Source organism: Janthinobacterium sp. BJB401 (genome assembly GCF_013372745.1).
GTDB lineage: Bacteria > Pseudomonadota > Gammaproteobacteria > Burkholderiales > Burkholderiaceae_D > Janthinobacterium > Janthinobacterium rivuli.
In genome coordinates, this window is the sequence record NZ_JABXFH010000066.1 from 1 (window position 1) to 22,867 (window position 22,867).

22 protein-coding genes are annotated in these 22,867 nt (G+C 64.8%); 10 read left to right on the top strand and 12 right to left on the bottom strand.

The genetic code is table 11. The features are described from left to right. Positions 1–55: 55 nt before the first annotated feature. A complete protein-coding gene (locus HWE17_RS26350) occupies positions 56–241 on the top strand; it encodes a DUF2783 domain-containing protein (protein WP_099377313.1) in 186 nt (61 codons plus the stop codon). After that, a complete protein-coding gene (gene hmgA, locus HWE17_RS26355; protein WP_176390816.1) occupies positions 238–1,539 on the top strand; it encodes a homogentisate 1,2-dioxygenase in 1,302 nt (433 codons plus the stop codon). The genes HWE17_RS26350 and hmgA overlap by 4 nt, the downstream gene beginning before the upstream one ends. Before the next feature lie 29 nt (positions 1,540–1,568). Here the strand turns inward: hmgA and HWE17_RS28835 are convergent, their stop codons facing one another. Continuing rightward, positions 1,569–1,691 carry a hypothetical protein gene (locus HWE17_RS28835; protein WP_255206395.1) on the bottom strand — a complete coding sequence of 41 codons (123 nt, stop codon included), beginning with the start codon at positions 1,689–1,691 and terminating at the stop codon, positions 1,569–1,571. A 161-nt stretch (positions 1,692–1,852) separates the two neighbouring features. Here HWE17_RS28835 and HWE17_RS26360 point away from each other — a divergent pair, with 161 nt between their 5' ends. Next, positions 1,853–4,543: a polysaccharide deacetylase family protein gene (locus HWE17_RS26360; RefSeq protein WP_176390817.1), complete on the top strand. Its 2,691-nt coding sequence runs from the start codon at positions 1,853–1,855 to the stop codon at positions 4,541–4,543. A gap of 2 nt (positions 4,544–4,545) precedes the next feature. Beyond that, complete coding sequence (locus HWE17_RS26365; RefSeq protein ID WP_176390818.1) at positions 4,546–4,926, top strand: immunity 22 family protein; 381 nt, start codon at positions 4,546–4,548, stop codon at positions 4,924–4,926. Here the strand turns inward: HWE17_RS26365 and HWE17_RS26370 are convergent. Then, positions 4,911–6,128 carry a response regulator gene (locus HWE17_RS26370; protein WP_176390819.1) on the bottom strand — a complete coding sequence of 406 codons (1,218 nt, stop codon included), beginning with the start codon at positions 6,126–6,128 and terminating at the stop codon, positions 4,911–4,913. The genes HWE17_RS26365 and HWE17_RS26370 overlap by 16 nt on opposite strands. A gap of 111 nt (positions 6,129–6,239) precedes the next feature. Here HWE17_RS26370 and HWE17_RS26375 point away from each other — a divergent pair, with 111 nt between their 5' ends. Beyond that, entirely contained in the window at positions 6,240–8,318 is a 2,079-nt protein-coding gene (locus HWE17_RS26375; RefSeq protein ID WP_176390820.1) for a TonB-dependent receptor, read from the top strand. A gap of 17 nt (positions 8,319–8,335) precedes the next feature. Continuing rightward, entirely contained in the window at positions 8,336–8,881 is a 546-nt protein-coding gene (locus tag HWE17_RS26380; RefSeq protein ID WP_176390821.1) for an RNA 2'-phosphotransferase, read from the top strand. Here the strand turns inward: HWE17_RS26380 and HWE17_RS26385 are convergent, their stop codons facing one another. The 10 genes from HWE17_RS26385 to HWE17_RS26430 form a co-directional block, all read right to left on the bottom strand. After that, complete coding sequence (locus HWE17_RS26385) at positions 8,882–10,081, bottom strand: PepSY domain-containing protein (RefSeq protein WP_176390822.1); 1,200 nt, start codon at positions 10,079–10,081, stop codon at positions 8,882–8,884. Next, complete coding sequence (locus HWE17_RS26390) at positions 10,081–12,558, bottom strand: TonB-dependent siderophore receptor (protein WP_176390823.1); 2,478 nt, start codon at positions 12,556–12,558, stop codon at positions 10,081–10,083. The genes HWE17_RS26385 and HWE17_RS26390 overlap by 1 nt, the downstream gene beginning before the upstream one ends. A gap of 104 nt (positions 12,559–12,662) precedes the next feature. Further along, positions 12,663–13,649, bottom strand: coding sequence for a FecR domain-containing protein (locus HWE17_RS26395; RefSeq protein WP_176390824.1), 987 nt, complete (start codon positions 13,647–13,649; stop codon positions 12,663–12,665). Beyond that, positions 13,646–14,155, bottom strand: coding sequence for a sigma-70 family RNA polymerase sigma factor (locus HWE17_RS26400; RefSeq protein WP_176390825.1), 510 nt, complete (start codon positions 14,153–14,155; stop codon positions 13,646–13,648). Before HWE17_RS26400 ends, HWE17_RS26395 begins: the two co-directional genes overlap by 4 nt. 118 nt (positions 14,156–14,273) lie before the next feature. Further along, positions 14,274–15,443 (bottom strand): HupE/UreJ family protein, encoded by a 1,170-nt coding sequence (locus HWE17_RS26405; RefSeq protein WP_176390826.1) that lies wholly within the window; start codon positions 15,441–15,443, stop codon positions 14,274–14,276. 17 nt (positions 15,444–15,460) lie between these two features. Continuing rightward, positions 15,461–16,672: a tetratricopeptide repeat protein gene (locus tag HWE17_RS26410; RefSeq protein WP_176390827.1), complete on the bottom strand. Its 1,212-nt coding sequence runs from the start codon at positions 16,670–16,672 to the stop codon at positions 15,461–15,463. A 63-nt stretch (positions 16,673–16,735) separates the two neighbouring features. Further along, positions 16,736–16,981: a hypothetical protein gene (locus HWE17_RS26415; RefSeq protein WP_176390828.1), complete on the bottom strand. Its 246-nt coding sequence runs from the start codon at positions 16,979–16,981 to the stop codon at positions 16,736–16,738. A 13-nt stretch (positions 16,982–16,994) separates the two neighbouring features. Beyond that, positions 16,995–18,494 carry a DUF4331 domain-containing protein gene (locus tag HWE17_RS26420; protein WP_176390829.1) on the bottom strand — a complete coding sequence of 500 codons (1,500 nt, stop codon included), beginning with the start codon at positions 18,492–18,494 and terminating at the stop codon, positions 16,995–16,997. Positions 18,495–18,868: 374 nt separating this feature from the next. Beyond that, complete coding sequence (locus HWE17_RS26425; protein ID WP_176390830.1) at positions 18,869–19,516, bottom strand: NrsF family protein; 648 nt, start codon at positions 19,514–19,516, stop codon at positions 18,869–18,871. Then, on the bottom strand, positions 19,513–20,097 hold the full coding sequence (locus HWE17_RS26430) for a sigma-70 family RNA polymerase sigma factor (protein WP_176390831.1): 585 nt from the start codon (positions 20,095–20,097) through the stop codon (positions 19,513–19,515). Before HWE17_RS26430 ends, HWE17_RS26425 begins: the two co-directional genes overlap by 4 nt. A gap of 130 nt (positions 20,098–20,227) precedes the next feature. Between HWE17_RS26430 and HWE17_RS26435 the strand changes: the two genes are divergently transcribed. The 4 genes from HWE17_RS26435 to HWE17_RS26450 all read left to right on the top strand — a co-directional run. After that, entirely contained in the window at positions 20,228–21,034 is an 807-nt protein-coding gene (locus HWE17_RS26435; protein ID WP_176390832.1) for a DUF1223 domain-containing protein, read from the top strand. Then, positions 21,034–21,630 (top strand): cytochrome b/b6 domain-containing protein, encoded by a 597-nt coding sequence (locus HWE17_RS26440; protein WP_099402103.1) that lies wholly within the window; start codon positions 21,034–21,036, stop codon positions 21,628–21,630. The genes HWE17_RS26435 and HWE17_RS26440 overlap by 1 nt, the downstream gene beginning before the upstream one ends. Positions 21,631–21,634: 4 nt before the next feature. Beyond that, positions 21,635–22,411: a molybdopterin-dependent oxidoreductase gene (locus HWE17_RS26445; RefSeq protein ID WP_176390833.1), complete on the top strand. Its 777-nt coding sequence runs from the start codon at positions 21,635–21,637 to the stop codon at positions 22,409–22,411. A gap of 190 nt (positions 22,412–22,601) precedes the next feature. Further along, positions 22,602–22,867, top strand: a 266-nt coding sequence (locus tag HWE17_RS26450; protein WP_176390834.1) for a pentapeptide MXKDX repeat protein, incomplete at its 3' end; no start/stop codon positions are given.

Sequence of the window (22,867 nt, forward strand, 5' to 3'; positions counted from 1 at the left end):
ACCCCGGAATTGGCAAGGGGTTAAAAATGGCGAGAGCCAGAGAAGAGGCAAAAACATGACCGACATCGAACTGGATAATCTTTACACCGAGCTGTGCCACACCATGGGCGGCCTGGGCGAGCAGCGTTCGCCCCTGTTCCTGGCCCGCTTCGCCTTGCTGGCCATGGGCGCCATCGGCAAGGCCGACGTGGTGCAGGGCTTGCTGCGCGACGCGGCCGACGGCCTGGCGGAGGGGGCATGATCGGCGCCGGCTACCAAAGCGGCTTCGGCAACGAATTTGCCACGGAAGCCGTGCCCGGCGCCTTGCCGCAGGGGCAGAATTCGCCGCAGCAGGCGCCATTGGGCCTGTATGCGGAACAATTGTCGGGCACGGCCTTCACGGCGCCGCGCGCGCAAAACCGGCGTTCGTGGCTGTACCGCATCCGCCCCGCCAGCCAGCATCCGCCATTTACCCTGGCGGAAAATACCCGCATCGTCAGCGATTTCCACGCCATGCCCCCCACGCCGCCGAACCAGCTGCGCTGGGACCCGCTGCCGTTGCCCGACGGCGCGACGCCAACGGACTTCATCGACGGCTGGCAAACGATGGCCGGCAATGGCAGCGCAGAAACGATGTGCGGCTGCGCCATCCACGTGTACGCTGCCAACCGCTCGATGCAGCGCTTCTTTTACTCGGCCGATGGCGAATTGCTGGTCGTGCCGCAGGAGGGCAGGCTGGCGATCGCCACGGAACTGGGCTTGATCGAGCTGGCACCGCAGGAAATCGCCGTGATCCCGCGCGGCGTGCGCTTCCGCGTGACCCTGCCCGATGGCGCGGCGCGCGGCTATGTGTGCGAAAACTTCGGCACGGCCTTCCGCCTGCCGGACATGGGCCCCATCGGCTCGAACGGCCTGGCCAACAGCCGCGATTTCCTCACGCCGCACGCGGCCTACGAAGACATCGACGGCGCGTGCGAACTGCTGGCCAAGTTCGGCGGCCACCTGTGGCGCACCACGCTCGACCATTCACCGCTGGACGTCGTGGCCTGGCATGGCAATTACGCGCCCTATAAATACGATTTGCGCCGTTTTAACACCATCGGCTCGATCAGCTACGACCATCCGGACCCGTCGATCTTCCTCGTGCTGCAGGCACCGAGCGAGAACCCGCTATTTGGCGCCATCGACTTTGCCATCTTCCCGCCGCGCTGGCTGGCCGCCGAACACACGTTCCGCCCGCCCTGGTTCCACCGTAACGTGGCCAGCGAATTCATGGGACTGATCCACGGCGTGTACGACGCCAAGGCGGCCGGCTTCGTGCCGGGCGGCGCCAGCCTGCACAACTGCATGTCCGGCCACGGTCCCGATGCGCAGACCTTTGAGAAGGCATCGCACAGCGACACGTCCGCACCCGTGAAGGTGGCCGACACCATGGCCTTCATGTTCGAGACGCGCACCATCCTCAAGCCCACGCCATTCGCCTTGAACAGTGAACTGCTGCAAAACGATTATTTCGAGTGCTGGCAAGGCTTGCGCAAGCATTTCGACCCGGAGCCGTGACAGCTACACGGTTCGGCTTGCTCAGGTGTTCAATGCGGCAGGCATACGCGTCCCGCCACATTGATCACGTCGTCGCCCGCATGCGCGCGCAGTTGCAGCAGCATCAGGGCCACGCCCAGCATCAGCGCCGCGGCGCAGAGTTTCTTGTGCATCGTCTTTTCCGTTTTCACTATCTATGGAGGTGTTCGGCGATATTATTGCCGAAATTCATCGTGCGGGCTGAGCTTGTGCCAGGCGTGCTTTACAATTATGCATCGTGCGCATCCGCGCCATCTGAATTCTATGCATAGTATGTGAAGGGAATGACAAGCCTGTGACTTCCAAACCGATCAAGATCGCCGCCACCGTTGTCGTGGCACTCGCCGCTGGTGCCGGCATTTATAGCTACACGCGTCCCGCAGCCACCGCCACGCCCGGCGCACCCGCATCGGGCAGCCCGGCCGCCGCCCAATCGACCGTCGATACGGCCGCCGTAGCCAGCCAGTTCCGCGACTTGCTGGGCAATTTCCGCAAGATCATCGTGCTGCTGGCTGACGAGCAAAGTCTGCCGGAAGGCGCGCGCGACGAAGCCCGTAAAGTGGGGCAGGCGCTGTTCCATGAAAACCAGGAACGCATCGCCAAGCTCGATCTTGCGCTCGACCAGCTGACGGCGCCCACCAATCCGGGCCGCTTCGAGGCGCTCGACAGCCTGTTGACGTATATCGAATCCGATCCCGGCCTGTATGACGCGGACCGCCTGGCTTTTCGTGAACTGCTGCAAAGCATGCTGGCCGACGTGGCCAAGGATTCGTCCTTGCCCGCCATCAAGCTGCACAAGCGTATTTCCGAAGACCTCGATGCGCTGGGCGAGATCGAGCGCAATTACGAGAAGGAAATCCGGCAAATCTTCGGCAACCTGGGCCAGCGCGCCATCGAGCTCAAGCGCGAACGCTGGGACGATTATGTGGCCCAGCTGAAAAAACTCTACAACCGCGAACAGATTTTGAAGGAAAACGGCATCGTCGTACCGTACGCAGTACCCCCGGCTGGTTCCGTGCCCGAAGCCAAGCCCGTGCCAAAAAAAGATGAGGCGGAAATCTTCGGCCTGGGCTTGCCGAAGAAAACCATCGTGCTGACCTTTGACGACGGCCCGCACCGCCGCTACACGGAAGAAATCAGCGCCATTTTGAAACAATATGGCGTACCGGCCGTGTTCTTCAACGTGGGCCGCAACCTCGGTTCGCTCGATGCGCAAGGCCACGCCAAGCTGAACGCGGGCGCGGAAGTAAGCCGCAAGCTGATGAAAGAAGGCTATGCCGTAGGTAACCACAGTTTCAGTCACGCACAATTGTCGAAACAGACGGGCGACAAGCTGAAAGGCGAAATCCTCGGCACCGACACTTTATTGAAGGCCATCAGCCCCGAGCGGGCCGCGCTGTTCCGCTTCCCGTATGGCGCGCGCAACAGCGAAGGCATGGCCGCGCTGGCCGACGCCCATTTGAAATCCGTGATGTGGAATATCGATTCGCTGGACTGGGCCGACCCCGTGCCTAGTTCCATCACGAACCGCGTGCTGGCGTCCGTCGACAAGGCGGGACGCGGCATCGTGTTGTTCCACGATATCCACGAGCGCACGGTCAAAGCCTTGCCAGCCGTGCTCGACAAGCTGATCGCCGAAGGCTATCAATTCGCAGGCTGGGATGGCACCAGCTTCCAGGTGGCGAAAAGCACGGCGCCCGCGCCGGAAAAAGTGCCCGTGACCACCGGTTACGCCAATTCCTGGGCCGTCGTGATCGGCATCGACGATTACGCGAAGTGGCCGAAATTGCAATATGCGGTGCGCGACGCGCAAGGCATCCGCGAAACGCTGATTGAAAAGTTTGCGTTTGCGCCAGAGCGCGTCGTGACCCTGAAAAATGGCGAAGCGACGCGCAACAACATCCTGGCCGCCTTCCACGACAAGCTGGCCCACGGCGGCGTGCAAAAGAATGACCGCATCTTCGTCTTTTTCGCCGGCCACGGCGCCACGCGCAAGCTGAGCTCGGGACGCGACCTCGGCTACATCGTGCCCGTTGATTCCGACCCGGCGCAGTTCGCCACGGATGCGATCCCGATGACGGAAATCCAGAATATCGCGGAATCCCTGACGGCCAAGCACGCGTTCTTCGTCATGGATGCCTGCTACAGCGGCCTGGGCCTGACACGCGGCGCCGGTTCCAGTTCCTTCCTGCGCGACAACGCCAAGCGCATCGGCCGGCAAATGCTGACGGCTGGCGGCGGCGACCAGCTGGTGGCCGACGGCGGGCCGAACGGCCACTCCGTGTTCACGTGGACCCTGCTGCAGGGCCTGGCGGGCAAGGGCGACCTGAACGGCGACGGCCTCATCACGGCCACGGAACTGGCGGCCTACGTGGCGCCGGCCGTGTCCAGCGTATCGAACCAGACGCCCGCGTTCGGCAGCTTGCCTGGCTCGGAGGGGGGCGATTTCGTGTTTGAATTGCCGGGCGAGACGGAATTCCTCAGCCCGAACACGACGCAGTTGTCGACGGAAGCCATCGCCCTGAACAGCAAGCTCGATGCGAAACCGGCGGCGGCCAGCGTGACGGTGAAGGATTTGCAGGGCGGCGAACAGAAGATCGTCACGCCGGGCGCCGTGCCGAGCTCGACGCGCCAACTGGCGCAGCGGGCCAACGACCGTGGCTTGCAGCTGTACAAGGAGAAACAGTATGCGGCGGCGGAAGCGCAATTTACGGAAGCGCTGAAATTGCGTCCCGACTTCGCGCTGGCGGCGAATAACCTGGGTTTTGTTTTCTACAAGCAGGAAAAGTTCCGCGAAGCGGCCCGCTGGTTTGAAAACACGGTCAAGATGGATCCGTCGCGCGCCATCGCCTATTTGAACCTGGGCGACGCCTATGCCAAGGCCGGCGATGCGGCCAAAGCCAAGGCCGCCTATAAAACCTATCTGGAACTGGCGCCGACGGCGGCGACGGCTCCGGCCGTGCGGCAAAAGATGGAGAAGCTGTAAGCGTGTCCGGCAGCTTGCCCATCGTCCACGTGTTTGCCTGCAGCGGCCGTTTTTCCAGCTGGGAAGCGCTGCAGGCCTATTTGTCACCCACGTACACGGAGGATGGCGATGCCGTGCCGTCGCCGTTCTTCCTGGAAACGCGCCTCGCGTGCTATGAGCCGGCCTGCTTTGAAAGCGCCATGCTGGCCTCGCCCGTGCCGCTGGCACAGTTGCTCGATGGCGTGTCGTATGGCGACAGCTGGCTGGCGCAGGCGTGCGCGGACGCGGATGGGCAGCACTTGCTGGCTGACACGAGCGTGTGCGTGTTTGCGCCGAACCAGCTGGCGCACCCGCAGCGCAGTTCGCTGCATTACGTGGGCAGCTACCATTACCGGGTGGATTGATCACCATCCTGGCGTTCCTCATGCAATAGCTTGTTGACGGCTGCCAGCAGGCTGGTGCCCGACGTGGTGATGAAACGGGCGCCGGCCGCCTCCGCTTCCGTGCCGTAACTGGCGACCGTATCTTTGCTGCAATACACGATGATCGGTAGCGCGGGCAGCGCCTGGCGCACTTCGCGCACCGTGCGCACGCCCGCATCCTTGATGCGGCGGCGGTTTTCCACCCGTGCCATGTCCGTGATGAACAGCGCGTAAGGCTTCTGTTGCAGCATGGCCAGCGCCTGCCGCGTCGATACGGCCTGGTCCACCTTGATGTTTTCCCGTTCCAACTGCTCCACCAGCAAGGTATTGTTGCGCGGGTGGTCGTCCAGCCACAGCACCAGGCTGGCGGGTTTTTTCTCCGCCGGCATGCCGGCCAGGGCCGTGACGGCCGCGTCCCCGTCCGGCGGATGGGCCAGCAGCAGCTGCGTGACGGCTTCCTGCATGTCGTCGAGCGATTTTTGCTGCAAACGGCTCAGTTCCGTCACTTCGATTTCCTTGCCGCTCTCCAGGCGCACGGATTCGTTCTTGACCATGCTGTCGGCCCGCTTGATCATGATGGACAGGTAGATGCGCGTGAGCAGGTAGCCGATCAAAAAACCATGCACGGAAAAGAACAGCATGATGCCGCCCACGACGGCCATGGCTGTGCCCGTATCGGTGGCCAGGCTCGGTGCGATGAAGGCGGCCATGCTGCGCGCGCTGCCGGGCAGGCTTTTGAGCTCGATCAAGCCCACGCCGACGATGATTTTCGTCAGCCAGTCCGACACTTCCACCAGATTCGAGTTGATTTCCATGGGCGTGGGCGTGCCCAGGAACAGGGTATTGCTGGGGTTTGCGGCCGCCGCATCGGCCCCGGCGGCCGGCGGCTCGTCCGTGGGGCGGGCCTTGCCATTGGTGCGCTCGTCGGGCGGGGCTGCGTTGACGGTGCCCGATGGCAGGGTGCGCGGTATGCCGAACAGGAATCCCAGCAGCATGCCGCTGACGCAAAATCCCAGGCTCCACAGCAGTGCCGGTACGGCGTGGTAGTAGGGCGGCAGCAGGGCGCCTGCCAGCACGGCCAGCAAACCCGCCAGCAGGATGAACAGCAGGATATATGGCAGCGCATCGCGCTTGCGCACGGCGGCGGCGTTTGTTGCCTTGCCGGTGCTGTCGCCCAGGTCCATGATCGTTCCTTCAAAAAATACTGAATCCAAACAAGCTGCCATCCACGTATATATCGGGTAGGCTAGACCAGGCCGTGGGCCCATATTGACATCATAAAAACTGGAGACGCGATGCGATTGAGAAAACGCAAACTGGTAGCAGCTTGTGCACTGGCATTGTTGGGCATGGGGCGTCAGGCGGCGGCGCAGGACCCGGCCGAGGCCGTCGCCATCGCCGATGAGGCGCGCACGGTAAGAGTGGCGGGCCATTACGACAACGCCGTCGGCACCTCGGATGCGGCCAGCCAGGGCGTCATCACTACTGAATTGATTGTCAACCGGCCTGCCTTGCGTACGGGCGAGTTGCTGGAATTCGTGCCTGGGCTGATCGTCACCCAGCACAGCGGCGACGGCAAGGCCAACCAGTATTTCTTGCGCGGTTTTAACCTCGACCATGGCACGGATTTCGCCACCCATGTCGACGGCATGCCCGTCAACATGCGCACGCATGCGCACGGCCAAGGCTATTCCGACCTCAATTTCCTCATTCCCGAGCTGGTGCAGCGTATCGATTACAAGAAGGGGCCGTATTTTGCCGGCGAGGGTGATTTCGCCTCGGCGGGTAGCGCCCGCATCCGCCTGGCCGATAAGTTGCCGCAAGGCCAGGCCAGCGTGTCCTTGGGCCAGCACGGCTATGTGCGCGGCGTCGTCGCCGATTCGGTCGCGGCCGGGTCTGGCACCTTGCTGGTTGGCCTGGAAGTGAACCGCAACAACGGTCCCTGGGACGTGCCGGAGCGCGTGCGCAAGGTCAGCGGCGTGCTGCGCTACAGCCAGGGCACGCAAGATGACGGTTTCAGCGTGACGGGTATGGCGTATAAAAACAGCTGGAACGCCACCGACCAGGTGCCGCTGCGGGCCGTGGAATCGGGCCAGATCGGCCGTTTCGGCAGCCTGGCGCCCAGCGACGGCGGCGACACCTCGCGCACCAGCCTGTCGTACGCGATGCGCAAGCGCACGGAAAACCGCTTGTTTGAACTCGACGCCTACCTGATCCGCTCGCAGCTGGAACTCAATAGCGATTTCACCTACTTCCTTGCCGATCCGGAACAGGGCGACCAGTTCCAGCAAAGCGAGCGGCGCACGGTGGCGGGCGTGAACGCCAGCGAAAGCTGGGCCACGCAGCTGTTCGGTCTTCCCCTGCGCAACAAGCTGGGAGTGCAGGCGCGCTATGACCGCTTGTCGCCCGTGGGCCTGTACAACACGGTGGAGAGAGTACGGCAAAGCACGGTGCGCGAAGACAGGGTGCGCGAAGCCAGCATCGGCCTGTATGGGGAAAACACCGTGCAATGGCTGCCCTGGCTGCGTTCCGTGGCGGGCGTGCGCTATGACGCCTACCGTTTCAATGTGGACAGCAGTATTGCCGGCAACAGCGGCGCGGCGAATGACCACGTGGTGTCGCCCAAGCTGTCATTGATCCTTGGTCCCTGGAGCAAGACGGAATTCTTCGTGAACTACGGAAAAGGTTTTCATAGCAACGACGCGCGCGGCACGACGCAGACGCGCCTGGCCGATGGCGAGCCGTCCACGCCAGTCACGCCTTTGGCGCCGACGAAAGGCATGGAATTGGGCGCGCGCACGGAATGGCTGCCGGGACTGCAAAGTTCGCTGGCCCTGTGGCGCCTCGACATCGCGTCGGAATTGCTGTTCGTCGGTGACGCGGGCGAGACGGAGCCGAGCCGCGCCAGCCGCCGCCACGGCATCGAGTGGAACAACCATTACATAGCCGCGCCATGGCTGCTGTTCGACCTGGACCTGGCCGCCTCGCGCTCGCGCTATACGGAAAACGACCCCGCCGGCAATTTTATCCCCGGCTCGATTGACAAGGTGGCCTCGTTCGGCGTCACGGTGACGGATCAGGGGCCGTGGTCGGGCGCCTTGCAGCTGCGCTACTTCGGCCCTCGTCCCTTGATCGAGGACAATAGCGTGCGCTCCGCTTCCACCACCTTGGCCTACGCGCGCGTGTCGTATCAGCTCAACCGCAAGACGCGCATTGCGCTCGACGTGTTCAACCTGTTCGACAAGCGCGCCAGCGACATCGATTATTACTACGCGTCGCGCCTGCCCGGCGAGGCCACGGAAGGGGTGAACGACCGGCATTTCCATCCGGTCGAGCCCCGTTCCGCGCGCCTGACCTTGTCATATGGGTTCTGAAAACGGTAGACTGGGGCATGACAGATCACTTGGTAAATACCAGCAAATTCCTTTCCCTGATCCTGCGCCACGCCCCCGAGAAAATCGGCTTGACGCTCGATGCCCAAGGCTGGGCCGACATCGGCCAGCTGCTGGCGCTGGCTGCCCAGCATGGCCGACGCCTTTCCCGTGAACAATTAGATGAGGTGGTGGCGCGCGACAGCAAGACGCGCTACGCGATCAGTGCCGACGGCTTCCGCATCCGCGCCAACCAGGGGCATACGCTGGCGGCCGTCGATATCGCCTTGCCGCCCGCCACCCCGCCCGCCACGCTGTACCACGGCACGGCCAGCCGCTTTGTCGAGGCGATCCGCGCCGGCGGTTTGCTGCCGGGATCGCGCAATCACGTGCACTTGTCGTCCAGCCGTGAAACGGCCGTGGCCGTCGGCGCGCGCCATGGCAAGCCCGTCGTGCTGACGGTGGATGCGGCCGCCATGCGGGCGCAGGGCCACGCGTTTTATGTATCGGACAATGGCGTGTGGCTGACGCAGGTTGTGCCGGTGGCGTTCATCGGCTTTTCCTGATTAATGGCTTAGCGCCCTGGCCCTGGCTTGCCCCTGCCGCTTGCGGCGCCAGATCAGCACGCCCGTCACGCTCAGGCCCGCCACCAGCACGCCCATGGCGCAGATGAACAGTTTGAAGGGCCAGCCCCACATCGAGGCCATGTGCAGGGCGCTGATCCAGCTGCGGATGGTGTCGCCGCTGGCCGCGCCCGTGGGTAGCCAAGTGGCCAGTTGCCGGCCGCTGGCTGCGTCGAAAAAGACGGTGGTCAAGCCCTTGTGGGCGCGCACGTCGCGGCTGCTGCGCACGCTGTAGCTGTACACGCCCAGCGCGCGCTCGTAGGCCAGCGCATTTTCCTCGATGATCGTGAAAGAGTGCTGGCGCGCCAGCGCGTCCATCAACTGGCGGCCCTGCGCGCGCGCGGCCGGCCAGTCCAGCCGCAGCCCCGGCGACGGCGTGTGCCGCGCGACGATTTCTTCGGTACCCTGGTGGGCAAACAGCGGATGCATGACGGCCGCATAGGCGCCGTACAGGTTGAAGGCGACGCCGCTCCACGCAAACACCAGCAGCATGGCCCACAGCCACAGTCCGCCCGCGCGGTGCAGGTCGAATATGAGTTTATAGCTGCCGCCATTGCGGCGCAGCAGCCAGGACGGCCGCCAGTGCAGCAGCCACGGTTTCGCGCCCGGCGCGCGTTTCTTCAGGCGCGCGGGGAAGGTCAGGGCGGCGCCGATGAAGCAGTCGATCGTCCACACGATGGCGACCAGACCGAACACCAGCAAGCCTGTGTCGCCCAGCGCCAGGGCGTAATGCAGGCGCTCGATGAAGGGCAGCAGATTGATGGCGCCCTGGCTGATGGCGCCCCAGCGGCGCTGGCCAAGAATCGCGCCCGTGTAGGGATCGACGAACACCTCGTCGCTGGCCAGCGGCGCGTCGGCCGCCGGACGCAGGTAAAACACCATGCTGTGGCCTTGTGGCGCCGACAGCGGCGCGTAGCTCACCTGCGCTTGGGGAAAGCGCGCGGCGACGGATTCGCGCAGCAGCAGGGCGTCGAGCGGCATCGCGCCCGGCGTGGGCGGCGCCACGCGGAAGACGGCGGGCAGCATGGCCGCCTCCAGTTCATCCTTCCACGCGAGCGCGCTGCCCGTCACGCCGGCGACGATGAGGAAGCCGGCCATCAGCAGGCCGGCATAGCGGTGCATGGCCGCCAAGACAGGGCGCATCAGAACCTGTACATCGCGCTGACGTTGGCCGTGCGTTCGGCGTTGCGGTAGCACAGGTTGGGCAGGTAGCCGCAGTCATACAGGGTCTGCTTGTTCAGCACATTGTTCACATTGAGGGCGAACTGCCATGGCCCGCGCGACACGCCCAGCGCCGCATCCCACTGCGTCAGGCCGCCATTGCGGATATTCAGGTTTTCGCCGTCGGAGTTCGAGCGCATGGCGCCGAGAAAACGCATGCCCAGCGCCGCATACGCGGGCAGGCTGCCGGCCAGCGTGAACGACTGGCGCGCCCAGGCCGAGGCGCTGTGGCGCGGTGCGCCCGCCTGCTGCAAGCCCAGGTCGCCGTTATTGCTCTTTGTGACCTCCGTATCGAGGTAGGTGTATTGGGCGATCAGGCTCAGACGGCTGGCGAGCTCCGTGCGCGCTTCCAGTTCCACGCCGCGCGAACCGACTTTCCCCGTTTGCTGCAGGCGGCCCGGGTTGCCGATGTCGGACGTGGTGACGTTGTCGCGCACCAGGTCGAACACGGCCGCCGTATAGCTGGCGCGCTGGCCCACGGGTTCGTAGCGCACGCCCGCTTCGAACTGCTTGCCGCGCGACGGCTTCAAGGCGTCGCCGTTGGCCGTGATGCCCAGTTCGGGCGAGAACGAGGTGGCGTAGCTGACATACGGCGCCCAGCCGCCATCGAACAGGTAGACGGCGCCCACGCGGCCCGTGGTGGCCGATGGCGATTGGTGGAAGTCGGGTTTGACGGCGCCGCTATGCAGATCGGTGACGTCGCGCGACTGCGTGGCTTTGTCGCGGCGCAGGCCCGCCGTGACGACCCAGCGGTCCCATTTCAATTGATCCTGCGCATACAGGCCCAGCTGGCGCGACGGCGCTTCAGCGCGCGTGGGCGCTTTGGCCGGAACCAGGGGCTGCTTGCCATACGCGGGCTGGTACAGGTCGATCGGCTCGATAAAACCCTTCTGGTGGCGGTAGTCGTCCGTGTTGCGGATATTCGCGTAATCGACGCCCAGCAGCACCTGGTGCGCCAGGCCGCCCGTGGCAAACTTCGCCTGCAGCTGCGTATCGGCGAACAGGCTTTTCGACGCCGTATCGACGGGCATGAAATAGCGCTCCACCGTGCCGTCGTCATTCAGGCCGCCGGGGAACATGTCCGTGCGGTCGTTCTTCAGGCGCGTGTAGCGCAGGTTCTGGCGCAGCGACCAGGTATCGTTGAACGTGTGCTCGAACTCGTAGCCCAGCATGGTGTTGCGGCGCTTGAAGCGGTTATCGTCGCCCATCAGGTTGACTTCTGGATCGACCTGGCCGCGCGGGCCAGGCTGCAGCAGCTGGTTGGGAAACGCGTACTGCTGGTTGTCCTGCTCGTAGCGGGCCAGCAGAGTCAGACGCGTGGCGGGGCCGGCCTGCCACGTCAGCGAGGGGGCGAAGTACAGGCGGTTGTCGCGGTCGCGGTCCAGCCGCGTATGGGCTTCGCGGCCCAGCATGACGACCCGGTAAGTCCAGGCGCCCGGCGCGTCGATGGCGCCGCCCACGTCGGCTTTCAGCTGGCGGCGCTGGTAGCTGCCGTACTCAATCCCCACTTCGCGCACGGCGTCCGCGCTGGGACGCTTGCTGACGGCGTTGACCATGCCGCCCGGCGGAATCTGCCCGTACAGCACGGACGCGGGGCCGCGCAGCACTTCCAGGCGTTCCAGGCCATACGGTTCGATCGAGGCGCCAAAGGTGCGGCCCGAATTGCGCAAGCCATCTTGCAGGATGCCGTTCGTCTCGATGGTGAAACCGCGCAGCAGCGAGGAGTCGTCGCTGCCCAGCGGGCGCTGGTTCGGCGTCACGCCGGCCGTGTAGCGCAGGGTCTCGTCGAGCGATTCGGCATTGCGGTCGCTGATTTCATCGGCCGTGACGATGGACACGGATTGCGGGTTTTCATGCAGGGCCGTATCCGTCTTGGTGGCCGAGCCGGCGCGCCGCGCCACATAGCCGCGCACGGGGCCCGTCGCTGTTTCGCGTTCGCTGCTGGCATTGATGGTGATGGCGGGCAGGGTGGCGCTGGCCTGGGCCGGTGCCGTCTGTGCGCCTGCCGGCGCTGGTGCATTCTCCGCCCGCAGCGCATACGCGCCGTTGGCGCCCGCCACCACGCGCACGCCCTGGCCGCGCAGCAGTTCCTCGAAATCCTGGCGCACCGTGTAGCTGCCCGCCAGGCCGCCGCTGTGCTTGCCCTGCAACAGGGCCGCATCGGCCGACAGTTCCACGCCGGCCGCGCTGGCGAACGTGGTCAAGGCCCGTTCCAGCGGTCCGGCGGGCACCGCGTACTGGCGTTTCGCTTGCGTAGTCTCTAACGTCTGGGCGTGGGCGGCTGGTGCCGTGACGGCCAGGGCGCCGGCTGCGGCGCCAGCCAGGAACAGGGCCTGGATGGTGGCAGCGAGGGGAAATGGACGCAGTTTGTGCGCGGGTGCGCTCAGGCGAGGGGGCATGGTGCAAATCCTTGGAAAGTGGCGGGGAAAAAATCGGTTCTTCCCGTATTCCGAACGAAAAGCCAAAACCCTCAACGTTTTTTCACTTATTTTGCATATATTTTTCAGGCGGCGGGGCGCGGTCCTACGCTGACCCAGTAGCGCGTGCGGTAGCGCAGTTGCACGGGCAGGCTGGCGGCCAGGTTGGCCAGCGAGCGGTCCGTGTCGCGCAGCGAATACACGCCCGTCACGCGCAGGCCGGCGATGGACTCGTCGCAGCGCAGCACGCCGTGGCGGTAGCGTCCCAGCTCGGCCAGCAGCTGGTCCAGGCGCATGCGCTCGGCCACCAGGCTGCCATCGGCCCAGGCGGCGGCGCTGTTTTCGACGTTCGTTACGTCTTGCACCACCAGTCGCGTATAGCCGGCCTGCTGGCCCGCCTGCAGGTGTACCGGCGCGGCGTTGTCTTGCGATGGCTGCAGGGCGACTGCGCCCTGGAACACGGCGACACGGCTCTCGCCGTCATCGAGGCGCACGCTAAAACGCGTGCCCAGCGCCGTGGCCGTGCCTTGCGGCGTTGCCACCAGCAGCGGACGATAAGGGGACGTCGCTTCGTGCGCGCTGGTGACGAGGATGGCGCCGGCGCGCAGCACGATGCACCGTTCGCCAGCGCTGTATGCCACGTCGATGACGGTGGCCGTGTCCAGCACCACTTGGGTGCCGTCGGCCAGCGTGATGCCGCGCGTCTCGCCGACCGATGTGCGGTAATCGCCGGCGGCCCGCTGCCACAGGTCCGTTTCGTGCACCAGCAGGGCCGTGCCGCCGCCCGTCGCGATCAGGCCCAGCAGCTGCAAGGCGCGCCGGCGGCCGATGGCATGGCGCGGTGCTGGCGTCAGGGCGCCGCGCGCCACTTCGCGCGGCAGGACCTCGAATTGCCGGGTGAAGCGCTGCAGCCGGGCCCAGGCCCGTTCGTGCTCGGGGTGGGAGGCGCGCCAGGCCGCGCAGGCGTCGGCATCGGCCGCGCTGGCGTCCTCCGCCCACAGCCGCGCCATCCATTCGGCGGCGCGCTGCAGCACGGCGGGGGCGATGGGCGCGCTATCGAGCTGGGAACTCATGCGAATTGCGCCGCGCAGCAGGCCAGCAGGGCGCGGGCGATGTATTTTTCCACCGACGAGACGGAAACGTCGAGGCGCGCGGCGATGTCGGCGTAGGCCATGCCGTCCAGTTTGCACAGCAAAAAGGCCTCGCGTACCTTATTTGGCAGGCTGGCCAGGATGGCGTCGATTTCCATCAGCGCTTCGACGATCAGCGCGCACGTTTCCGGCGTGGGTGCGGCCGCTTCCGGCTGCGCGGCGATGGCGTCCGCGTAGGCTGACTCGATATGCCGGCGGCGGAACAGGTCGACCACGAGGCCGTTGGCGATCTGCGCCAGATGCTGGCGCGATTCGTCCGGCTCGGGTGCGCGGCCGCGCGCGAGGATGCGCAGATAGGTGTCGTGCGCCAGGTCGGCCGCATCGAAGGCGTTGCCCAATTTACGGCGCAGCCAGCCCTGCAGCCAGCCATGGTGGTCGCTGTAGAGCACTTCGATTTGCCGATGCAGTTCCAGTTCGGGGCGTAGCATGCAACCTTTCCATGCCATGGTCCGCGGGACAGTCCGGCCTTGATGCGATTGAGAATTGTTCGTATTGTAGCCCGATTGCGCGCGCTTGTGGCTCGCTAGTGGCTGTCCAACAACGCCGTCAGGCTGAAATCAGCTTGATATCAGCCAGCCGCTCCACCAGCCACACGCACGCCACCAGCGCGATGGCCAGCGAGCCCACGGTCAGCATTTGCCGGTACAACCACGTCTTGCGCAGCAGCCAGGCGAGGGGCAGGAAGGCGGCGACGATGGCCAGCTGGCCCAGTTCCACGCCCACGTTAAAGCCCAGCAGGCTGGCCAGCAAGGAACCCTGCGGCAAGCCCAGGTCGCGCAGCACGCTGGCAAAGCCGAAACCGTGGATCAGGCCAAACGCAAAGGCGGCCACGGGGCGCTTGCCGCGGAACAGCGGTAGCAGATTGTTCAGCGCGGCCAGGATCACGGAAGCGGCAATGGCCGACTCCACCCAGCGCGATGGCAGCGAGATGAGCGAGAGGCTTGCCAGGCTCAAGGTGATGGAATGGGCCAAAGTGAACGCCGTGACGACTTTGAAAACGTCAATAAAAGCCGCATTCAAACCCAGATGCAAAGTCTGGGGTCGGACCCTCAGGGTCCGACCCCGGTTTTCTGCCGTCGGGTTTAAGCGCTTTTGTTGCTCGCTTATACCAGGCAGCAGCACGGCCGGCAGCAGTAAAGACAGCAAAAACAAAATATGGTCGTAGCCGATCCAGATATGCCAGATGCCGTGCTTGACGTAGGCGCCGAACTGCGCGAGGCGGTCGGGCGCGGCCAGTGAAATCGTCTGGCGCGGGCTGTCCGGGTCGAAGATGGCCGTTTGCGTATTGCCGCCGCTATTGACCTTGAACAAGCCCTTGTGCTGCGGATCGAGGTCGGCGAACAGGGTGTAGCCGATGGCGAGACTGGCCGGGGCGGCGCCGGGGCAGCTGGCCTGGAAGCGCAGCACGCTGTAGGCGCCGTCCGTGTGCTTGTCGATCAGCTGCTCGACGGCTTTCAAAGGGCACACGCCCTGGTCGCTGGCCACCTGCAGGCGCTGCAAGGCGTAGGCGGCGATGGCGGCGTGGCGCGCGCGGATTTCATTCCACGTCAGCGCGCCGTCGCCATTGCCATCGAGGCCGATGGCGAAATCGAGGTCGCGCAGGGCGATATCCCATTGCCCGTCGATCTGCTGGCCGTGCACGGCCAGGCTCAGGTAGCTGTCGCTGGGCTTGTGGGCTTGCGCGGGCGCGAGCCACATCCACAGGAGCAAAACCATGCAAGGCAGGCGCAGTTTCACAGGGCACCCACTTTCTTTGCACTACTGAGTTTCTGCCCATCCTGCGGCCCCAGCTGCCTGACGAGCCGCTGCAGGGCCACGTCTTCCACACCATTCGCTGTGATCCAGGCCAGTACGGGCTGTGCCGCCGAATAGTTGCGCGCGGCCAGCGCTGCTTCCAGCAAGATGCGCATGTCGGGCACTTCCTTCTGGATGGCCCAGTTTTTCTGCGCCAGTTGCAGGGCGGCCGGCACATCCTGTTGCACAAACAGGGCGAAACGGGCTTGCTCGCGCTGGTGCACGGTGTCGCCGCGCTGCATGGCGGCGTTGAAGCGGGCCGCCAGTTCCGCTTTCGCCGCCAGGAAGGCTGCCTGCTGGCCGGGCAGCGCCTGCAAGGCCAGCGCGTAACGCAGCAGCAGGGCGTCGATGCGCTGCTGCTCTTTCAATAGTTTGACGACTTCCTGCGGGCGCTGGCGGTCGAGCAGGAAATCCGCGTAGGCGCCCAGCAGATAGCTGTCGCGCGGCTGCTGCGCCAGCGCCCTGGTGTAGCGCGCTTCGGCCAGCGCCCACTCTCCGCGCCGCGTGGCCATTTCCGCCAGCAGGGTTGCGGCCCAGCTTTCCAGTTCGGGCGCCGCGCCGGCGCTTCTTTGCAGGGTCAGCTCCAGCAAGCGCTCGCTGCTGGCGGCGCGGCCCGTGACGCTGGCGATATTGGCAAGGCAGGTGACGGTGACGAGCTGCGTTGTCAAGGCCGACAGCCGGGCGCAGCTGGCCGTCGCCTTCGCGTAGTCGCCCTGCACGGTGAGGACTGTCGCGCGCGTCAGCCAGGCCTGGCCGTTTTGCGGCTGCTGCGCGATGACGGCGTCGAGGTCTTGCAGGGCGGGGCCGAAATGGTGGGTGCTTTGCAAAATGGTGGCGCGCAGCAAACGCACGGGGACGGGCGGCGCAGCCTGCCGCCACCAGGGTGCCAGCGCCGCTTGCGCATAACCGAGGTAACGCGGATCCGTGTCGCTGCGCGCCAGGGCAATGTAGCGCTGCGCCAGGGCGCTGGCCTGGGCCAGGTCTTGCGGGGTGGTATTCAATTGCTGGCGCAAGGCGCGCAGTTCAAGTTGCGTGGCGTCGGCGCGGCGCGGTAGCTGTTCGATGACGGCGCCGCCATCTTTCGGCGTGTAGGGCGCGGCCCATGCCAGCAAGGGCAGGCAGGCGCACAACAGGGAAATCGGTGTTTTCATCGTGGACGCCATCGACGGTGATTGGTATAGGCGCCGGAGAGCTCACTCGCCGGCGCCCGCACGTTACAGTGGTACCGGCTCCGTATTTTCCGGAGACGTCGCCATGATGGCGTCGATGCCGACGCCATCCTTGTCATCGCTGGTGGTCAGGATGACGTTGCTGACGGCCACATAAAATGCGTCGAGCAGGACGACGGGGGGAGGATTGATTCCACCGCTATCGCCGCCGTGGCTGCTGCTACCGCCGCCACCGCAGCCGGCCAGCAAGGCCGTGAGCGCCAGGGTGCTGCATGCATAGAGCTTTTTCATCGCGTTCTCCTGGTTACAGCTGCGGCGAACCGGCCACGGGATTTTTCAGGTAGGGGAAGCCTGCCGTGAACGACGTTTCGTCAAGGAAGGCGCCATCCGTGAAGTGCAGGCCGCCGGCCGGTGCGTCGGCCGGGGCGCAGCCGATGTTCAGGGTGCACAGCTTGCCCATGGCTACGCGCAGGACCACGTCGACCACGTCGTCGCCAGGGCGGCGGCCGTTCGGGAAACCCGCGTTATCGCCGCCGATGACGCCGAGGCGGTTTTGCGCACCGACGTTGGTGGCGGCGATCGAGGTATTCAGGCGCAGCATTTCGGACGCCGTCACGGTGACGGGCTGGTTCACGCCCTTGATGCCCGTCAAAAAGGTGGCCACCAGGTCATTGCGGGGGAAGTTGGTGGGCGCCTTGGCGCCGGCCGAGCCGTACAGCACTTCCACCAGGGCTGGCGCCGTGGGGTTGGTGACGTAGTCGGCAAATTGCGCGTCGCCCGACGGCTTGCTGGCGTTGAAGCGGTCCTTGTCCTTCAGGCCGATGACCAGTTCATTTACCAACGGCATGCCCAGGCGCGACACTTGCACCCACGCGCCGCCTTCCTTCGAGGCCGCGGTGGCCGTGCCGGGAGCCGGGTTCAGCAAGCGGCCCTGGCGCAGGCTGGCCGTGGTCCAGCCGCCGATGACGGGATCGCTGCCGGCCGTCAGGCAGGCGGTCGGCACTTCCATCTCGATGGCCGTGACGTTTTTCTTCGCCAGGTCATCCTTGGCAGCGGACTCCGCATTCGCGGCAAACTCCGTGGCGGGCGCCTTGATGTTGATCAAGTCGAACGTTTCGCCCAGGTTGACCACGAACGGGTCCTTGCGCTGGCCGACGAACATGCGCGCCGGCGTGGCGCAGCCGGGAATGTTGACGGCGTACACATGCTGCGCGGCATACGCGGCGTAATTGGGGATGGCCTTGTTGCCGATATTGTCGACCGGCTTGTCGAAGGTCGTGCCGCCGCCGCTGGCGTTGGTGACGCTGCTGCGCGTGCCCGTGCGGCGGTCGCCCCGCACCACCGTCACGCTGTAGGTTTCGCGCACGTTCAGGCCGGCCGGGTTGACGGAATCGATGGCGCCGCCGTTGATGACGAGCGGAATCGAGACTTTCTTGCCGCCTACGGTGAACTGGCCATCCTTGATGGTGTTGGTGAAGCGGAACTGGAAGGTGAGGTCTTCCTTGCCGTCGCCGTTGTTGTCGATATGGATTTCATACAGGGCGTTCGGGTCCATGGCGAAGTAGTTCGGGCCGCCGTACGCGTCTTGCAGGGGAATATAGTCGGCCACCAGCGTGGTGTAGGCGCCGCGCCCCGTTTCATAGCTGCGGAACATATAGAAGTCGGTGGCGTCGACTTTGGGGTTTTGCGTGATGAACGGCGCTTCGCGGTGGCTGGAAGCGAAGGCCGATGGCGCGATGGCCAAAGCCAGCAGGTTGCCCAGTAGGGCGGCGCCCAGTGCGGTTTTCGAGTGTAACAATGACATGTCGATTCTCCCTGATTGTTATGTGCATACGTAGGACTAGCGGGAATTACGGGGCTGCATCAGTTGTACGGAGCGCCAGCGCGATCGGATTCATTCCTTGCAAATTAATTTTGGGCAGCGGAATGAACGGCCGTCGATCACCAGGGGCTGGCGCACGAGGTCGAATCTACGTGGATATTGCACGTCAGTAAGAAAAAATATTTTGTGGACAAGAAGAGACGCCGCCACCAGTGATGGCGATAGCCTGTTGCGCTATGTCGCGGCGTTTGCGAAGGCGTGCACGAGGCGTGTGAGAATGCGTGAGTATGCGGATATGGAGACGATAGACGCTCGAAACCCGCTTGACCGGCGCCCCGCTTGCGGGGAGAGTGTGCTTACCAGGCCAGCACTTTGGGCCCGATGGCCGCGCCGATGGCGGTCGGCACCAGCATGCCCAGCACGTACCAGAAGCCGACGAAGCTGGCGGCCAGTTCCGGGCAATGCAGGCAATACACGAGCGCTGCCATGGCGCCGGCGGCAAAGCCGGCAGCCGCGCCGGCCAGGCGCAAGCGCGTGGGCGCCAACTGGCGCATCAGGCGCAGCACGGCGGCCAGGATGGGCAAGGAGAGGGTGGCGATCAGCAAGGGGCAGCTGCGCCAGGTGGCGCCCCAGAACAGCTCGGCCCGTTGTTCGGGCGGCGCTTCTTGCACGATGATGGCGCCCAGCGCCCACATCAGCAGCAGGGGCATGGCGAGCAGCAGGGGCAGGGCCCGGGTGGCGGCGCCCGGCACGCACAGGCGACGGCTGACATGCCAGGCCGCCAGGGAGAGGCAGATGACGAAACCGACCTTGATCCAGAAGTCGGGCAGCAGGGCCAGCTGTTCCAGATTGGGCCGCACGCCCAGCAGCATGGCCATCAGCGCCACGCTGGCCAGCAGCCCGGCGCCCAACGTGGACGCGGCGCGCCAGTGCGTGCCCGGCGGCGGCGCGGCGGCCACGTCGGGGCCGCTGGCCAGCATGGCGATCAAGTCATCGGTTTTCATGGTGTCGTTATCCTCAAGTTGGCCGCCAGTGCTTTCAAGCCGCGATGTACGGCCACTTTGACGCTGGCTTCCGAAATCTGCATGGCCACGGCCGTGTCGCGCACGGACCAGCCATCGAGCTTGGTATGCACGATGGCGTCGCGCTGCTGCGCGGGCAAGCTGGCCAGCAGCTTGGCCAGGTCGCGGCTGGCTTCGGCCGCCTCCGCGTCGGCGCTGGAAAACAGTTCCTGCGCGCTATCTTCTTCGTCATACGGCAAGTGCTGCGCCTCGCGCCGCGCATGCCGGCGCAGCCAGTCGATCAATTTATAGCGCGCAATCGCATGAATCCACGACGTCAGCGGCACGCCCGTATCGTAGGTCAAGCGCTGGTTGTGGATGGCCAGCAAACACTCCTGCACCAGGTCTTCCACGTCGTCCGGCCAGCGCTGCAGGCGTTTGCGCAGGAACGCGCGCAAATGGCCGCTGGTGGCTTGCAAGAAACTGCGGTAAGCCGCCGCATCGCCATCGAGTCCGCGCAGCATCAAGCCATGCAGCCGCAGTTCCGTGCCATGCAGGTGTTCGCTTACAGGTATTCGTTGCATGCAGGCCTTTGGTGACAGGCGTTGAAAAAAATAAATTCAAAAATAATGGAGGGTGGCTGTAACCAATCCGGCCATCGCGGCGAATTGACAGGCAAGCACGCTTCTTATTTCAATATACCGGGTAACGACCATGGACATCAAGCACCGCCTTGCAACACTGCTTTTACCCGTCCTGAGCGCGGCCGTGGTCGCCCCGGCCATGGCGCAAATGGCGGCCGGCCAGCGCTGCGCCGTGCAAAGCGGGCCACAGACGGCGGCGCTGGTGGAGCTGTACAGCAGCGAAGGCTGCTCCAGCTGCCCGCCCGCCGACCAGCGCCTGAGCGCCTTGCGCAAGGAAGCGGGCGCGGCCAGCCTGATCGTGCCGCTGGCCTTGCACGTCACCTACTGGGACCAGATCGGCTGGACGGATCCGCTGGCGCAGGCGCAATTCGACGCGCGCCAGGCTGAATTGCTGCGCCACCAGCCGCGCCACGTGGCCTACACGCCGCAGTTTTTCGTCGGCGGCACGGAATTGCGCAGCTGGGATACGCAACTGCCGGCCGCCATCCGCCGCATCAACGCCACCGCCGCGCCCGTCAAGATTGACCTATCCGCCACGCCGGGGCCAGGTGGCAAGCTGCTGCTGGAAGCCCATGCCAGCGCGCCGGACGCACAGACGGGCGGCCAGCTGTACGTGGCCATCAGCGAAAGCGCGATCGTCTCGAAAGTGCTGCGCGGCGAAAACCGCGGCGCCACCCTGCAGCACGATGCGGCCGTGCGCCTGTGGCTGGGACCGGTTGCGCTGGCGCAAGGCCGCGCCCAGTTGCGCCGAGAAGTCAACCTGCCCGCCAGCTGGCGTCCGGAGCAGCTGCAAGTGGTCGCCTTCGTGCAGCGCAGCGACAGCAGCGCCATCCTGCAAGCCGTCAGCACGGCATCCTGCGCGAAGGGAGCGATGTGATGAACGGACAAGCAAACGTGATCCACCCCGCCTGGCTGCGCATCACGCACTGGCTCAATGCCGTGGCCGTGGTCGTGCTGGCCACCAGCGGCTGGCGCATTTATAACGCGGCGCCATTCTTCCCGTTCGAACTGCCGCGCGCGCTGACCCTGGGCGGCTGGCTCGGCGGCGCGCTGCAATGGCATTTTGCCGCCATGTGGCTGCTGGTGGCCAATGGCTTGCTGTATCTGATTATCAATATCGTCTCGGGACGGCTGCGGCGCCAGTTCTTTCCCCTGTCGCCGCGCCTGCTGCTGGCCGATTTCGCCGCCGCGCTGAAGGGCAAGCTGGCCCATGCTGACCCGCGCCACTACAACATGGTGCAGCGCGCCGCCTACCTGTTCGTCATGCTTGACTGCATCGTGCTGGTGTTGTCCGGCCTGGTGCTGTGGAAGTCCGTGCAATTTCCCCTCTTGCGCGAGCTGATGGGCGGCTACGAGCGCGCGCGCAGGGTCCACTTCATCGCCATGGCGCTGCTGACGGGCTTTGTCGGCGTGCACCTGCTGATGGTGGCGCTGGTGCCGCGCACCCTGGTCGCCATGCTGCGCGGCCGCTAAGGAGATGAGCATGAAAAAAACCATCATCGTGCAAGAGCAGGGCCAGGCCATGCTGGACGACGCCTTGCGCCAGATCAAGCAGCCGTCGCGGCGCCTGTTCCTGCAGCGCAGTTTGACCCTGGGCGGCCTGTCCCTGCTGACGGGATGCAACGCCAGCGACCCGTCCGCCATCGAGACAGCCTTGACGGCGGTGTCGCGCATGAATGACACGGTGCAAGGCTGGCTGTTCGACCCGAGCAAGCTGGCGCCCACGTATCCCGATTCCATGATCACGCGGCCGTTCCCCTTCAACGCGTATTACGGCGAGGATGAAGTGGAAGAGGTCGATGGCGACGCGTGGCGCCTGGAATTGAGCGGCTTGATCGCCGACAAAAAGCCGTGGACCCTGCCGCAGCTGCGCGCGTTGCCGCAGGAAACGCAGGTGACGCGCCACATTTGCGTGGAAGGCTGGAGCGCCATCGGCAAGTGGGGCGGCGTGCCGTTTTCCCACTTCCTGAAGCGGGTCGGCGCCGACACGACGGCGAAATACATCGGCTTCAAGTGCGCCGACGATTATTTCACCAGCATCGACATGGCCACGGCCCTGCACCCGCAAACCATCATGGCCCTGACGTATGACGGCCAGGAATTGCCGCCCAAGTATGGCTATCCGATGAAATTGCGTATGCCGACCAAGCTGGGCTACAAGAATCCCAAGCACATCCAGGCGATTTTCGTGACGAATACGTATCCGGGAGGGTATTGGGAGAATCAGGGATACAACTGGTTCGGCGGCTCTTAGGAAGACCGGGGAGCCGGCCAGTGCGGCGTTGCATTGCCTTGTCGTACTAATCGTACTGCCTGCGGCAATGCGCCTGGCCCTGACCACCTCCCGGCCTTCCTGTTATTTAGCAGTAAGCAACACCTGTAGCACAGCAACAGCTTTACCACCGGGCAATCTCGCCCATCCCACACTGAGACAAGGACCTATCATGAAAACCACCATCACCGCCATCATCGCTTCCGCCATCCTCATGTCGGGCGCCGCTTTCGCCCAGGACGCCATGAAAAAAGATGCCATGGCCAAGGATGCTTCGGCAGACGCCATGCACAAGGATGCGATGGGCAAGGACGGCATGAAGAAGCCGATGGCCAAGAAGCACATGAAGAAGGATCACATGGCCAAGGATGGCATGGCAAAAGATGCCATGGCGAAAGACGGCATGGCCAAGGGCGAGATGAAAAAGGATGAAATGAA